General features: G+C 58.7%; 10 protein-coding genes and 1 pseudogene. 8 read left to right on the forward strand and 3 right to left on the reverse strand.

Translation table 11 applies throughout. The annotated features are described in order from the left end of the window. Positions 1 to 556 (reverse strand): annotated as a pseudogene (locus ABSG47_RS09105) (hypothetical protein); the annotation flags it as partial. A 79-nt stretch (positions 557 to 635) separates the two neighbouring features. Here ABSG47_RS09105 and ABSG47_RS09110 point away from each other — a divergent pair. From ABSG47_RS09110 to ABSG47_RS09125, 4 genes are all read left to right on the forward strand, one after another. Continuing rightward, positions 636 to 4166 carry a glycosyltransferase gene (locus tag ABSG47_RS09110; RefSeq protein ID WP_424169060.1) on the forward strand — a complete coding sequence of 1177 codons (3531 nt, stop codon included), beginning with the start codon at positions 636 to 638 and terminating at the stop codon, positions 4164 to 4166. A 37-nt stretch (positions 4167 to 4203) separates the two neighbouring features. Next, a complete protein-coding gene (locus ABSG47_RS09115) occupies positions 4204 to 4497 on the forward strand; it encodes a BrnT family toxin (RefSeq protein ID WP_424169062.1) in 294 nt (97 codons plus the stop codon). Beyond that, the gene (locus tag ABSG47_RS09120; RefSeq protein WP_424169064.1) at positions 4463 to 4834 is read left to right on the forward strand and encodes a helix-turn-helix domain-containing protein; all 372 of its coding nucleotides are present in this window, start codon (positions 4463 to 4465) and stop codon (positions 4832 to 4834) included. The genes ABSG47_RS09115 and ABSG47_RS09120 overlap by 35 nt, the downstream gene beginning before the upstream one ends. A 378-nt stretch (positions 4835 to 5212) precedes the next feature. Then, entirely contained in the window at positions 5213 to 5557 is a 345-nt protein-coding gene (locus ABSG47_RS09125; RefSeq protein WP_424169066.1) for a hypothetical protein, read from the forward strand. On the opposite strand, the gene ABSG47_RS09130 is transcribed toward ABSG47_RS09125, so the two are convergent. Further along, positions 5519 to 7150, reverse strand: coding sequence for a DUF3300 domain-containing protein (locus ABSG47_RS09130; protein WP_424169068.1), 1632 nt, complete (start codon positions 7148 to 7150; stop codon positions 5519 to 5521). The genes ABSG47_RS09125 and ABSG47_RS09130 overlap by 39 nt on opposite strands. A 315-nt stretch (positions 7151 to 7465) precedes the next feature. Here ABSG47_RS09130 and pruA point away from each other — a divergent pair, with 315 nt between their 5' ends. Further along, positions 7466 to 9058 (forward strand): L-glutamate gamma-semialdehyde dehydrogenase, encoded by a 1593-nt coding sequence (gene pruA / locus ABSG47_RS09135; RefSeq protein WP_424169070.1) that lies wholly within the window; start codon positions 7466 to 7468, stop codon positions 9056 to 9058. Positions 9059 to 9109: 51 nt separating this feature from the next. Here the strand turns inward: pruA and ABSG47_RS09140 are convergent, their stop codons facing one another. Beyond that, positions 9110 to 9793 carry a response regulator transcription factor gene (locus ABSG47_RS09140; RefSeq protein WP_424169072.1) on the reverse strand — a complete coding sequence of 228 codons (684 nt, stop codon included), beginning with the start codon at positions 9791 to 9793 and terminating at the stop codon, positions 9110 to 9112. A 378-nt stretch (positions 9794 to 10171) separates the two neighbouring features. On the opposite strand from ABSG47_RS09140, the gene ABSG47_RS09145 reads away from it, so the two are divergent. The 3 genes from ABSG47_RS09145 (at position 10172) to ABSG47_RS09155 (ending at position 14409) form a co-directional block, all read left to right on the forward strand. After that, the gene (locus ABSG47_RS09145) at positions 10172 to 11836 is read left to right on the forward strand and encodes an FAD-dependent oxidoreductase (RefSeq protein WP_424169074.1); all 1665 of its coding nucleotides are present in this window, start codon (positions 10172 to 10174) and stop codon (positions 11834 to 11836) included. 158 nt (positions 11837 to 11994) lie between these two features. Next, entirely contained in the window at positions 11995 to 13473 is a 1479-nt protein-coding gene (locus ABSG47_RS09150) for an ATP-binding protein (protein ID WP_424169076.1), read from the forward strand. 126 nt (positions 13474 to 13599) lie between these two features. After that, a complete protein-coding gene (locus ABSG47_RS09155; protein ID WP_424169078.1) occupies positions 13600 to 14409 on the forward strand; it encodes a hypothetical protein in 810 nt (269 codons plus the stop codon). Positions 14410 to 14545 lie beyond the last annotated feature (136 nt).

The raw sequence follows: 14545 nt of genomic DNA on the forward strand, positions 1-14545 counted from the left end.
CCTGAAACCGCACCGTCAGCCACATCGCTACCGTAATGCAGAACAGCGTCAGCGACTCCGTCAACGGCGACGCGGCATAGCTCGCAGTAAACGGACACAGCGCCGCAATCCACAGCGTCACATAAAAAGCGCGCGACCTCGCCGCATCCGTCCACCCAGCCGGACAAATCCTCCGCGCCGTCAGCGCCAGCATCACGCAGCCTGCCAGCTCGCAGAAGATCTGCACCACCACCGCCGGAAAAAACTTGTCCACGCCAAAGAACCGGAAGCAAGCAGCCAGAAACAGCGGATACCCCGGCAAGCGAATCAGCGTAGGATGCAACACGCCGCTGCCATCTGCAATGGAGTATTGCCCGTGTAGCAGAATATTCTTAGCCAGGTTGGCATAGAGATGCCCATCCACGGTCACCTCAAAGAACTGCGCCACAAACCAGAAGCGTAACCCAGCGCCGGCAGCCAGCGCAGCCGCAATCCACATGGCCGCACGCGGCCTCACGCGGCCAGACCGCCCCTCTGTCGTGCCCTGGCCTGTTTGACTCCCGGAAGCAGCTTTCATACGATTTCTACTGATAGTGTATTAGCTTAGAACCTTTATCGAGATAGCGCCGCAGCGGAACCGGAAACAGGCCCCTTAAATGCCCGAGAAGCAGATTTTTTACGATCCACAACGCAAGCGCTGGAAGCGCCTGCGCCGCATTCTCGACGCCAGCGCCGTCGCCGTCACAATCATTGTGGCCGGAGTGATCTTCAACACCCTCCGTGTTCAGACGCTGCCGGAGCTTTTTTTTCCCAATCAGAAGCACAACTACAAGGCGCTCAGCGACCGGACTCCACTGTTGAGGGGCACACGTTCTGGCCAGCCCAACCGCCGCAAATCCACAAAAAAACCATCGCAGATCACGCTCAACAACGGCGAAGGCCTGCGTGCCGCTTACTACGTCCCCGACGACGCCACCAGCTACTCGTCTTTCAAGCAGCATATTCACCAGATCGATATGCTCTTTCCGGAGTGGCTGCACGTCAACGCGCCCGATCCCGTGCTTTACGCTGTTGGCACGGATGCCCGCGAATATCGCGTCATCGATGGCAACACTGTCCACGATCCTGACGATCTGGACAAGATCAAGCGCGTCATTCAGGCAGCGCGCGAAGACACCGAAGTCTTCCCGCATATCAATAACTTCAACGAGCAGACCCAGCAATGGGATCCATCCATCGGTGACATGCTGGCCGATCCAGCCAAGCGCGCCGCACTGCGCCAGCAGCTTGTTCGGTTTTTTACCGCACTGCCCACCTATCACGGTCTCTCGCTGGACTTTGAAAACCTGAATGAGCCCGCGGTTCCGGCTTACATGACCTTCGTGCAGGAGCTTTACCGCGATCTGCACTCGCGCAACCTTCGCCTTTACGTCAATGCGCCGGTCTCACTCCAGGATCGGTTCTTCAAGCAGCTCGCCGCCAACTCCGACGGCATCATCCTGATGAATTACGACCAGCACGAGCTCGAGAGCGAGCCCGGCCCCATCGCTGCGCAAGACTGGTTCATCGCCAATCTCCGGCACGTACTTACTGTCGTCCCCAAAGAAAAGGTCATCTGCGCCATCGGCAACTACGGATACGACTGGTCCCTGTCCATTCCGGCCGCCGCAAAAAAAGGAAGTAAACCCGCCAAGCCCAAGGTCCTTGCCACGGATGATCTCTTGGACTCTGAGGTCTGGCAGCGCGCCTCCGATGCGAACGTCGATCTCGATCTCGACTACGACACCCTCAATCCCCACTTTGAATACATTGACCAGGACAGCAACGTCCGCCACGTCGTCTGGTTTCTCGATGGCGTAACCGTCCTCAATGAGATGCGTGGCGCGCGTCAGCTAGGCCTGCAGACCTTCGCCCTTTGGCGGCTCGGCGCAGAAGACAGCACCCTGTGGAACATCTGGGACAAGCCCAGCAATCCGGACTCGCTCAACGCGCTCAACACCGTCCCGCCCGGCCACGATGTCGATACCGAAGGCGACGGCGAGATCATCCACGTCACCGGCCTGCCCAAAGCCGGCAAACGCACCGTCGAGATCGATACCGACGAGCCCGACCCACGCAAAAAACTCCTCGTCGATGAGCACATGGATGTCTACCCCACTCAATACACCATCCGCCAGTACGGCTACCATCCCAATCAGGTAGCCATCTCCTTTGACGATGGACCCGATCCCAAGTGGACTCCCCGCATCCTCGACGTTCTCAAAAGCAAAGGCGTCCACGGCACCTTCATGCTCATCGGGGAAGAAGCCCAGCAGAACATGGGCGTCATGCAGCGCATCGTGGATGAAGGCAACGAGATAGGCAACCATACCTTCACGCATCCAGACATCAGCGAAATCTCTCAACGCCAGCTCGATCTTGAAGTCAGGCTCACCAACCGCCTCTTTGCCGCGCGGCTGGGCATACAGCCGCTTTACTTCCGTCCGCCCTATGACATTGATGAAGAGCCGGAGACCGACGATCAGGCCGCGCCCGTAGTACACATTCAGCAACTGGGCCTCACCGTCGTCGGCAACAAAATCGACACCAATGACTGGGATGAACGCATCCGCAAAACGCCGGCGGAGATCGCCCAGTCCGTGCTCGATCAGTTGAATCGCATGAAGGTCAAGCCGCAGTTCCGCGGCTCCATCATCCTCATGCACGACGGCGGCGGCGACCGCTCCGTAACAGTGGCCGCGCTGCCAGTGATGATTGACACCCTGCGCGCCCACGGCTATCAAATCGTGAATGTATCTGCGCTCATGGGCAAAACCACGGCGGAAGTCATGCCGCGGCTCACCTTCTGGCAGCGCGCCGGCACCTTGCCTGACCTTGCAGCCTTCACAACCCTCTCCGCCATCGCCAACTTCATTGTCCTGGTCTTCTTCCTCGGCGACATTCTCATGAGCGGCCGTCTCATCCTCGTCGGCCTCTTCGCCATCATTGACCGCCTCCGCCGCCCGCATAAAAAAGCCTCCGCAGGCTTCAACCCCCGCGTCGCCGTTCTCATCCCCTCTTATAACGAGGAGAAGGTCGTCGTTCGCACCATCCGCTCCGTGCTCAACTCGGATTATGCCAACCTGCGCGTCATCGTCATCGATGACGGTTCAAAGGACCGCACCTCTGACGTAGCCCGCGAAGCCTATGCAGTCGAAATCGCCGCGGGCCACGTCACCGTCCTCGAAAAACCCAACGGAGGCAAAGCCGCCGCGCTCAATTTCGCGCTCAACTTCGTCGATGAAGAGTTCTACGTCGGCATTGACGCCGATACCGTCATCGCAGCCGACGCCGTCAGCAAGCTCATCCCCCACTTTGAAGATCCCCGCATCGGCGCCGTCGCCGGCAACGCCAAGGTCGGCAACCGCGTCAACCTCTGGACCCGCTGGCAGGCTCTCGAATACATCACCAGCCAGAACTTTGAGCGCCGCGCGCTCGATCTCTTCCACGTCGTCACCGTCGTACCCGGAGCCATCGGCGCATGGCGTACTGAAGCGGTCAAAAAAGCCGGAGGCTACCCGGAAAACACCGTCGCGGAAGACGCCGACCTCACCATGAGCCTCCTCGAACAGGGCCTCCGCGTCGATTACGAAGACCGCGCGCTCGCCTTCACTGAAGCTCCCATCAACGCCAAGGGTCTCATGCGCCAACGCTTCCGCTGGTCCTTCGGAACACTCCAGGCCGTATGGAAGCACCGCGCCGCCTTCACCAAAAACGCCGCGATGGGCTTCTTCGCCCTGCCCAATATCCTCATCTTCCAGATGCTGCTGCCGTTGGTCTCGCCCTTCATTGACATCATGTTCGTCTATGGCATCTTCCATTACTTCATTGACCGCCATTACCACCCGGAAGCCGCCTCCTCCGCCAATTTCATGAAGCTCCTTACCTACTTCGCGGCCTTCCTCATGATCGACTTCATCACCTCCGCCGTCGCCTTCAGCCTCGAACGCCGTCACCCCGCCAACAAAGGCGACGGATGGCTGCTCTTCCACATCTGGCTGCAGCGCTTCAGCTACCGTCAGCTCTTCTCCGTCGTGCTGTTCAAGACCCTGTGGCGCGCAATTGACGGCAAGCCCTTCAACTGGGACAAACTCGAACGCACCGCCAAAATGAGCAAACAAACCGAAGCGCTGACCGAAACACGCTGATCTTGACGCAACTACGGCTTAGCCGTACCATTCAGACATGCGCTACGAGTGGGACTCGCAGAAAGATGTCCTGAATCAGCGCAAACATGGATTGCGACTTAAGGACGGCATTCCCGCGCTTGAAGATCTTCGAGGAATTAGTTCTCCTGATGATCGATTCGACTACAGTGAAGAGCGAATGATTACTCTCGGTCTCGGTAAGGAGGACGTCTTGGCGGTCGTTTCGGTTGAAAGAATCTGTTCCGCTGACGGTGAAGAAATAATCCGTATCATCTCCGTCAGAAAGGCGGTGAAACATGAGCAGGAAGCCTATTATTTCGGTCGAGCATAACCCCGGCGATCCGCCAATCGAAACGGATACCGATTGGGACTATGTTCACTCATTCACGGATGAGCAGATCGCTGCCGCGGTCGCAGACGATCCAGACGCCGCCCCTATCAATTTTTTTGAAAAGCCGGGCTTTATTCCCATCGTGAACGTCCTCAGGCTCCGCACGAAGCTCGGTATGACGCAAGAGGAGTTCGCTGCGCTCTATAGCATCCCCATCGGGACACTGCGCGATTGGGAACAGCGCCGCAAGAGACCGGACGCTACAGCGCGAGCGTATCTGAAGATCATCGAGCGCGACCCTGAAGCAGTGGCAAAGCTGCTCGGCAGCGCTGCATGAGAAGACAAACGGCGAATGAGCTTCCACTCTCATCCACCCAGCCTGATGAAAAACCCCATCTTCGCTTTTCCGGAGGGAGCGTGAGGCTTCAGCCTCACGAATAAGGCCAATGTATTCAAGAGGGGCTTTAGCCCCGGGCCCTTCCTGAAAACCGGCAGGTGGCCCACCCATAGTTTTTTAGTTTTTCATCGTTAGAGCATCTCTCCCGAAGGTATAAAGTTCGGAGATACAGGCTCAGTTTGAATTGTTTTGTAACAGGGCACGACTTGAGTCGTGCCGAAAATACGGCTGATAAGGTCTCTGGGCTTTAGCCTTGTCCCTCGTACATTACTTTCGTGCAAAACCTCCTTCAGATAATTTGCATGCAATTACGCCCTTTTGTGCCATGCTCATAATGAGCAACAAGAAAAGCGGCCCGATTCCATTACAGAATCAGGCCGCTTCGTTTTGCACAAACCATCCGCCTTCTTTTTTAGAAAACCCGTAATCTCTTTAAATCAACAAAAAGCGCAGAAAAAGCGAACAAAACTGTTGCAGTTGAAAACACCCGTCAACTTGTTTCCCGTCAATGACCTGCGCGGCTTGTGCGCAAATTGTTTTATTTTTTTGGTAACCATCTTCTGTTATTTAAATGGTAAACACCGTGGTGCTCAAGTCAACCGCAGTCTGAACTCCGTTCAACCCTTAGTGGTGATGGCCACCGCCGCCGCCATGCCCGCTTGAGTGGCTTTCCTTCGGAGCCTTGTAAGACTGCATCTTCGCCATCTTGGGCTCCTTGTACTTCGGCTCCTTGAACGATTGGCCCTTCGGTTCCTTATAACCGCCGCCGCCAAAGCCGCCGCTCGCGCGCCCGCCGCCGTACGCTTGCGCCCCACCACGGTCCTGCCCAAAGCTAGGCGTTCGCGCATAAGCCATATTCCCCGGCCTGCTCGTATTCCCGTAGCCGCCCATATATCCATTCGGCGAGGCCGCACGCGTACCCTGCGGAGCCAAAGCCCGCGGCGCATAGCCGCTGCTCACAGACCCTCTATTCCATGTATCCGGACGCGCAGTCTGCGGCGCGCGATTGAACGCCGGCTGTTGCGAGAATGCCGGCTGCTGCGGCCTGTTGTTGTTCATCCATCCCTGCGGACGAACAGTATTGCCGCCAAACCTGTCGCCGCCAACGCCAGCGCCGCCATGCACCGCAATCGCCTGGTGGTTATACCCTCCGCCAAACCCGGCCCGCTGCGACTGATACGACGCCGGATAAGCTCGCGCCATATATCTCGGTCCGCCGTGCGGCATTCCCCAGTCGCGCACTGACGCGCTATGCGTGTAGTAATCCGAGTGATGGAAGGTCAGCGCATTGAATAGCCAGTCCAGACCCCAGGCAGCCAGCCCAAAGGGAGTATGGTTAAACGCGCCCAGCGCAAAGCTTGCCAGAAACTGCAACCCGCCGCCGCCATAGCCACCACCGCCGCCATACCCGCCATGGCCCCATCCACCTGCAAACGCGCCCGCCAGGGTCCTCAAAATCCCCGTAAAGGAGAAGCCCGGATACGCCTGCACCGGCGCGCCGTAGACAGTCCAGGGGTTATACGTCGGCACATACACCACGTCGGGATTCACCGGCTGCAGCGCAATGTACCCCGGATTCTGCACCACCTGCATCTGCGGAGTGCTCGTCAGCGTTCCAGCCTGCTGTGCCCGCATCCGCATCACCTGCACCGTCTGCAATACATCCTGCGGCTGGTTGTAATAAGCATTCCCCAGCGCCGTGGACCACTGCAGGTTTCCAGCCAGCATATCCAGCACCTGCGGATACGCCGTCAACGCCTTGATACTCGGGTCCCACGTCGTCTGCGCGCTCGCCCCCGCAGCCACCTGGTCCGGGCTGGAGTATCCCATCGTGCGCACCCACTGATCAGCCGCCGCCAGTTGCGCCGGATACGTCGCCCCAGCCAGAATCTGCGCCACCAGCGCATCCGGATAGAGCGCAATCGGAGCCACAAGCTGCTCCAACTGGTCCGGACTCATCGCCTGTGCCGAAGCACCCTGCGGATCATAGCCTTGCTGCTGCTGAGGCACATACCCCTGCTGGTCGGCATAATTCTGCGGCTGAGGATACTGGGGCTGCGGATACTGCTGCTGAGGATACTGGGACTGGGGATATTGCGGCTGCTGGTACTGAGGCTGCTGCGGGTATTGCGGCTGAGCATAACCGCCGCCTTGCGGCGGATACCCCTGCGCCATCAGCGGACCAGCCGCCAGAGAGACCAAGGCAACAACCAGAACGCCGCCAGACAGGCGCATCTTCGGGAAAAGGGAACTCATGCTTCCTCCAGGCAGCGCAGCTATGCCGCTCACTACCCTCCCTCGCCCGTCCGCATCTTGGCGGATCAAACAGGGCTCAATTCAATCTTGGGGACGCAGCGGTGACAAACTAACGTCCCCTTCATCCACGGGCAGTTTCGCCGCATAGATGAATGCAATGTCAATCCAGACCCTATCGCGCCCGATTAGTTTCGTTCAGGGAAGAAAATCGCGGAGATTCAGCCCTGGACACCGCGCTCCGCAGCCGGTTTACAGTCTTTTCACAGCCAGTCCATTGTCCCCGCTCCAGGCATTTCGGACTACAATCAAGAAGCTATGGCTACCGTAACTCTCTCCACCACAATTCAGCCGCGTTCGCCCCAGGGCGACTTCCGCAATGAGCCTTTCGTCGACTTCAAAACCCCTGACAACGCCCGCGCCATGCGCGCCGCGCTCGATCGTGTGGCCCTCCAGCTTGGCCGCGAGTACGACCTCGTCATCGGCGGCGAACACCTCAGCACCTCAGGCAAAATCGAGTCGCTCAATCCCGCCAGGCCCGCGCAGATCGTCGGCATTCACCAGAAGGCCGGCCTCGAACACGCCGAGCAGGCCATGACCGCCGCGCTCGCCGCCTACGAAACCTGGAGCCGCACCACGGTCGAAGAGCGCGCCTCGCTGCTCCTCAACGCCGCCGCAATCATCCGCCAGCGCAACTTCGAATTCTGCGCCTGGCTCACCTACGAGGTCGGCAAAAATTGGGCCGAAGCCGACGCCGACGTAGGCGAAACCATTGATTTTCTTGAGTTCTACGCCCGTGAAGCCCTTCGCCTCGCGCAGGCCACCACGCCCATCCAGTATCCCGGTGAGCGCAACCAGCTCCTCTACATTCCCCTCGGCGTCGGCGCAGTCATTCCGCCGTGGAACTTCCCCTTCGCCATCATGGCCGGCATGACAGCAGCCGCCATCGTCGCCGGCAACACAGTCATTCTCAAGCCATCCAGCGACTCGCCAACCATCGCCGCCAGGTTCTTTGAGGTTCTCGAAGAGGCCGGCCTGCCGCCCGGCGTCGTCAACTTCTGCCCCGGCTCCGGCGCCACCTTCGGCAACGCCATCGTGCAGCACCCCAAAACCCGCTTCATCGCCTTCACCGGCTCCAAGCCCGTCGGCCTCGACATTCACGAGCGCGCCGCCAAAGCTCAGCCCGGCCAGATCTGGATCAAGCGCACCATCCTCGAAATGGGCGGCAAGGATTCCATCCTCGTCTGCGCCGACGCCGAACTCGACGCAGCCGTCGATGGCGTCGTCGCCTCGGCCTTCGGCTTCAGCGGCCAAAAGTGCTCCGCCTGCTCCCGCGCCATCGTGGAAGCGCCCATCTACGACGTCTTCGTTGAGCGCGTCCGCGAGAAGGTCGCAAAGCTCACCATCGGCAACCCGGCAGAAAACCCCAACATGGGTCCCGTAGTCAACAAGGCCGCGTATGAATCGATTCTCGACTACATTGAGCAGGGCAAGCAGGAAGGACGCCTCGTCTCCGGCGGTCACGCCGTCGAAACTCCCGAGGGCGGCTATTTCATCGAGCCGACAGTCTTCTCCGATATCCAGCCCAACGCAGTGCTTTCACAGGAAGAAATCTTCGGACCCGTCCTCGCCATCATCAAGGTAAACAGCTTTGAAGAAGGCCTGGCCGTCGCCAATAACACCGAGTACGGCCTCACCGGCGCGCTCTACACCGGCGACAAAGCCCGCCTCGACATCGCTCGCCGTGAATTTCACGTCGGCAATCTCTACTTCAACCGCAAGTGTACCGGTGCAATGGTCGGCGCGCACCCCTTCGGTGGCTTCAACATGAGCGGAACCGACTCCAAAGCTGGCGGCCCGGACTACCTTTATCTCTTCACCCAGGCCAAGTCCGTAGCAGATCGCATCTAAAAATAAAACAGCGCGCCTTCCGGCGCGCTGTTTTATTCCCTTTTCCCTCTTTTACGCCACCGCCGAAGACTGCTGCTCCTCTGCTTCTGCTTCCAGTTTGCTGCCCACCTCGGCCGCGGCCTGCGCCAGCACCCGATGGTGAATCGTAAACAGCGCCAGCTCCAGCCGGTCGCTTACGCCTGTCTTGTCGTAAATCGATCGCAGATAATTCTTGATCACCTGCTCGGTAGTCTTCAGCCGCATGGCAATCTCGCGGTTCTTGCACCCCTGTACGATCAGCGCGACAATCCGCATCTCCTTCAACGTGAGCCGGTCGCGTACCCGCCGTCCCACCGCGTCCTCATCATGCGCCTCAGTAACCACAAGCTGCGGAGGAATCCAGGTATTGCCCGCCGCCACGCGCCGCACGCAATCCACCAGCGCATGTCCTGTCACTGAACGGAAGACCACGCCCTTGAATCCCTGCTGCATGTACTGCGAGGCAGTCTCATTGTTCTCCGCAATCACCACTCCGCGGCTGCCCGCTTCCTCCAGCGCTCTCCTCAGTTGCGGCATCTCAGGTTTAAGCGATGCTGAAAACAGAACCACCGAACCCGGAAATGTCGCAATCGCATGAAGCAGCCGGTCCATGTCGGAGCATTGCGCGATGATGCGCAGATCCTCGTCCATGGCAAGAACCTTGGCCGTGCCCGCTCGAAATATCGCCTGTGAATCCGCAAGTATGATCTTGGTCATGACGTGTGTCTCATTCCACGTGCCTGGGGTATGCGCTCACGGGGCATGCTTTCGGCATACTCATCGCGTCCCCTCGCGCATCTGACTGCCTGAAATGGTCCAATTGCGGCCCACCAGTTGCTGACAGCGGATGCGCCCCCTATTGCACTTTGTATCGACTGTCACACAGAAATCTCTGCCTTGCGTCGAATTGATACACATCGAGCGGCGAAGTAACCCCCTCCTCCGCCCCGTACCATTGATAACGCTCCGGTCCAAGTTTCTATTTGGAAGATACCAAGGAACACTGCCCTGAGCCAACCAAAAATCGTTATCACGTCTTTCATCCGCCAGCATGTACCCCTCTGAGCCGCCCATGCGCCCTGTACACTGTTGTGCATGGCACGCCCAATACTCCTTGCTGTAGACGACGACGTACATGTGCTTGAAGCCGTTGTCCAGGATCTCCGCCGTCAATACGGCAACGAGTATCGGATCATGCGCGCAGCCAGCGGACAGGCAGCGCTGGATACTCTGGCACAGGTCAAGGCCAAAGAGGAACCCCTCGCTCTCATCGTCAGCGATCAGCGCATGCCCGGCATGACCGGCGTTGAGTTCCTTGAGCGCGCCCGGCTCATCTATCCCGACGCCCGCCGCGTCCTGCTCACCGCCTACGCCGATACTGAGGCCGCCATCCAGGCCATCAACACCGCGCGCATTCATTACTACCTCACCAAGCCCTGGGATCCGCCCGAGGAAAAGCTCTACCCGGTTCTCAGCGACCTGCTCGACGATTGGAAAGCCGGCTACCGTCCGCGTTTTGAAGGCCTCCGCGTCATCGGCCATCGCTGGAGCCCGCGCGGCCACCAGATGCGCTCTTTCCTCACCTCGAACCACGTCCCCTATCGCTGGCTGGACGTAGCCAGTGACGAAGCAACCACATTTCTTAAAGAACGCGGCGTCGATTCCACATCCCTCACCTCCGATCAGCTTCCGGTCGTCCTCTTTTCCGACGGCAGCGCTGTCATGGCTCCTACTGCTGAAGCGCTGGCAGAGCGTGTCGGGCTCCGCGTCCAGGCCAGCCAGGAGTTCTATGATCTTGTCGTCGTCGGTGCTGGCCCCGCCGGCCTGGCCGCGGCGGTGTATGGCGCCAGTGAGGGCCTCCGCACCCTCGTCATTGAGCCGCAGGCTCCGGGCGGCCAGGCCGGAACAACTTCCAGGATCGAAAATTACCTCGGCTTTCCTGCCGGCATCACCGGAGCCGATATGGGCCGCCGCGCGCTCATCCAGGCCACGCGCTTCGGCGCCGAATTCGTCACCCAGAGTGCCATCGGGCTGCGCATTGAGGGACAGTACCGCACAATCCAGATGGCCGATGGACGCTCCGTCTCCACCCATGTCGTCTTGCTCGCCCCCGGCGTTCAATACCGCCGCCTCGATATACCCGGCTGCGACAATCTCACCGGCTGCGGAATTTACTATGGCGCGGCACTGGTAGAAGCGGCTTCCTGCAAGGGCGAGGATATCTATCTTGTCGGCGGAGCCAACTCTGCGGGACAGGCTGCGCTGCATTTCTCCCAGTATGCCAACCGGGTTACCATGCTCGTCCGCGGCCCCGGCCTCGGAGCCACCATGTCCCGCTACCTCATCGACGAAATCGAACGAACTCCCAACATCGTTCTCAAGCCGCATACGCAGGTCGTCGAGGTCACCGGCACAGACCATCTGGAACAGCTGCGCCTCAGTGGACCGGAAGGGGAAACTGTCGTTCCCGCCACCTCGCTCTTTGTCTTCATCGGCGCGGCGCCGCGCACCGAATGGCTGCCCAGCGCCGTCCACCGCGATGACAAAGGCTTCCTCCTCGCCGGACCCGACCTGCGCATCGATGGCAAGCTGCCGCCGGAGTGGAAGGAGGCGCGCGAGCCATTCCTGCTCGAATCCAGTGTTCCCGGCGTCTTCGTTGCCGGCGATGTCCGCCACGGCTCCGTCAAGCGCGTAGCCTCTGCGGTCGGAGAAGGCTCTATCGCCATCCAGTTTGTCCATCAATACCTGGCCGGCTTTTAAGCTGTGCCAACAAAGTCATTGGTCCTTCGGTTTCCGGGATCACATTTTTACGTTTTCGGTCGAAAAACTATGCGAAGCTCGTAAAAATGCCCCAAGAAACTGAATCATTTACGAGAAAGCGGAATCACTTTTAGATGGGGGATTGCGGGATAGCTCCGATGAGTGAAGGTAGCCAATCGATCCAGGCGGAACACGTCGCGTTAAGGGAGATCGCTCCCCGGATCGCCTGCATACCCGCTTTCGCGCAGTCCAGTCTCTGCACCACATTCGGAGACGATCGGATTGATCTCTTTCATGTTCCTGCTGGTACCGTGCTGGTCAAGTCCGGCGATTCGCAGATCTACTATCTGATTGTTCTTGAAGGCAAGCTCCGCGCCGACCGCCTTGAACAGGACGGCACTGTCACGGTGGTTGGCTTCATATCGTCGGGCGAGGGCTGCGGTGAAACAGCCCTCATGCAGGGCAAAGCTTATGCCACCTTTAACATCGTTGCTCACGAAGACTCCGTGGCCGTCCGCTTCACTCGCGAGCAGTTCTGGCAGCTTCTAGCCTGCTGCCCTGAGATCCGTTCTGTCGCTATCCGGGACATGAACAGCCGTCTGCAGGCCTACCAGGTAGAAGCTCTGCACCGCGAAAAGCTCGTCACCCTTGGCACACTTGCAGCCGGTCTCATGCATGAGCTCAACAATCCTGGCTCCGCTGCCAAGCGCGCCGCTGCCACGCTCCGTGAAAACCTCGTTCGACTCCAGGAGCTGAGCCTCCGCGCCTCCGAGCACCCCAAGACCCCCGAGCAGATCGGCTGCCTGAAATCCCTTCTCGAGCACGCCGTCAGGAGCTGCCGCCTGCAGGCCCTGAGCAGCATCGACCAATCTGAAGCAGAAGAAGCGCTCTCCGAGTGGCTGGCAGCTGCCAAGGTAGAAAACGCATACATCATCGGTCCCTCGCTCGTGGAAATGGGCTTTAATCCCGAGGAGTTAGCCTGCGCCCAGCAGGCATTCGACGCGCAAGCCTTCTCGAATGCGCTCAACTGGCTCGGCTCGCTCGTCTCCAGCTTCTCTCAGGTCTGCGCTATTGAAGAGAGCATCGGCCGCGTCACGGACCTCGTCATGGCCGTGAAGAAATTCGCATGGGACGACCGCGCTACTTCCCGTTCTCTCGATGTCCACGACAGCATCCAGTCCACGCTCACGATTCTCAGCCACAAGCTCCGCATCAAGCACATCAAGGTAGAAAAGCGCTTTGACGCCTCCCCGTCCATCATCGAAACCCGCGGCTCCGCGCTCAGCCAGGTCTGGACCAATCTCATCGACAACGCCGCTGACGCCTCGCCCATGAACGGCGCCATTGAAGTCTCCACGTGGACCGAGCCGGACTGGCTCGTTGTCTCCATCGGCGACCACGGCTCCGGCATCCCCAAAGACGTCATGCCCCATATCTTCGAAGCCTTCTTCACCACCAAGCCGCAGGGCTCCGGCACCGGCCTTGGTCTCGAAATCGTCCACCGCATCATTACACAGGTCTTCGGCGGACGCATCGATGTGGAATCCGGCCCCGGCAACACCTCCTTCGTTGTGCGCCTTCCTCGCCAGGCCGCTACCGCCGAAGCAGCCCAGCCAGTCCAAGTCGCAACAGCCTGAACACTCCTGCGATTTCAAAATTTCTACAGCCAGCGCTATAGAGTCTGTGCGAAAATTGCCTCGCAGAGCATGATCTGTAGAGGAGACTCCATGTCGCTAAAGGGAGCTCGTTGTTCCATCTTTGGTTTGGCGCTGCTGATTGCAATTTCATCGATGAACGCCCAGAGCTGGCATTTGGAAACTCCGTATAGCCCACGCAGTCCTGAGGTTGTGAACGATTCGCACAAGACGATAGAAGCTTACAGCTCTTTTCATCTGTGCCCTAACAAGGCATTTACACCCGGCAAGATTTGGCACGATCAAGATGCTCTGGATAGCTCGGGTATCACGACCGGCGATATGAAGGCTGCAGATGGAAAACAGATGCACTCGATCGGCATTGAGCCGGGCGGTCGATGGATTATGCCAGGCACGCCGGGGCAAATCGTCAATGAAAAGGAGATTTCGTGCGAATTGCAGGTGGACGCCATCCTCTTCACCGATGGTAGTTATGAAGGAGATGAGGCCTCAGTGCGCGCCCTTCAGGCACGCCGCGATGGCATCCGCGCAAGCGTTAACTATTGGTCTGAAAAATTCAACATAGAAAATCCCGACCCATCTGATTTCGCCACTCTGAGAAACCAGGCGAAGGACCGGCTCAAGCAGGAGCGCGATATTTTCGACAAATACCTCTATGCCGCCCTCAACTCCGAGACGCAACCCTTATCGATGCCATATTGGAACGGCAGAATACAAGTAGATCAAAACGTGGAACATTGGATTTCCGACAGCCTTAGCGGAGAAAAAGCGCTCAAGAATTACCAGCGCTCTGCCAGCGACATTGCGCGCTGGCAGAAAAAGATCGAAACCGACATCTCCATGCAGAACCTCAGCGCCGAGTTCCCGCCAGTCACAGAAGACTCCGTAAAACCGGAGAACCTTGCCGCACAAGAATGACACACTGCATGTACGCTTTTGCGGCACTCCCCAAGCTGCGAATAGAGAATACTTAAAGCCTTCTAAATCTCTTGTTTTTATCTAATAACCCTCGATCTCTCAGCCGTTCTTATCCTTGTTCCCGCCCTCCTGAAGT

This window comes from Occallatibacter sp., from assembly GCF_049510455.1.
Classification (GTDB): Bacteria; Acidobacteriota; Terriglobia; order Terriglobales; family Acidobacteriaceae; genus Telmatobacter.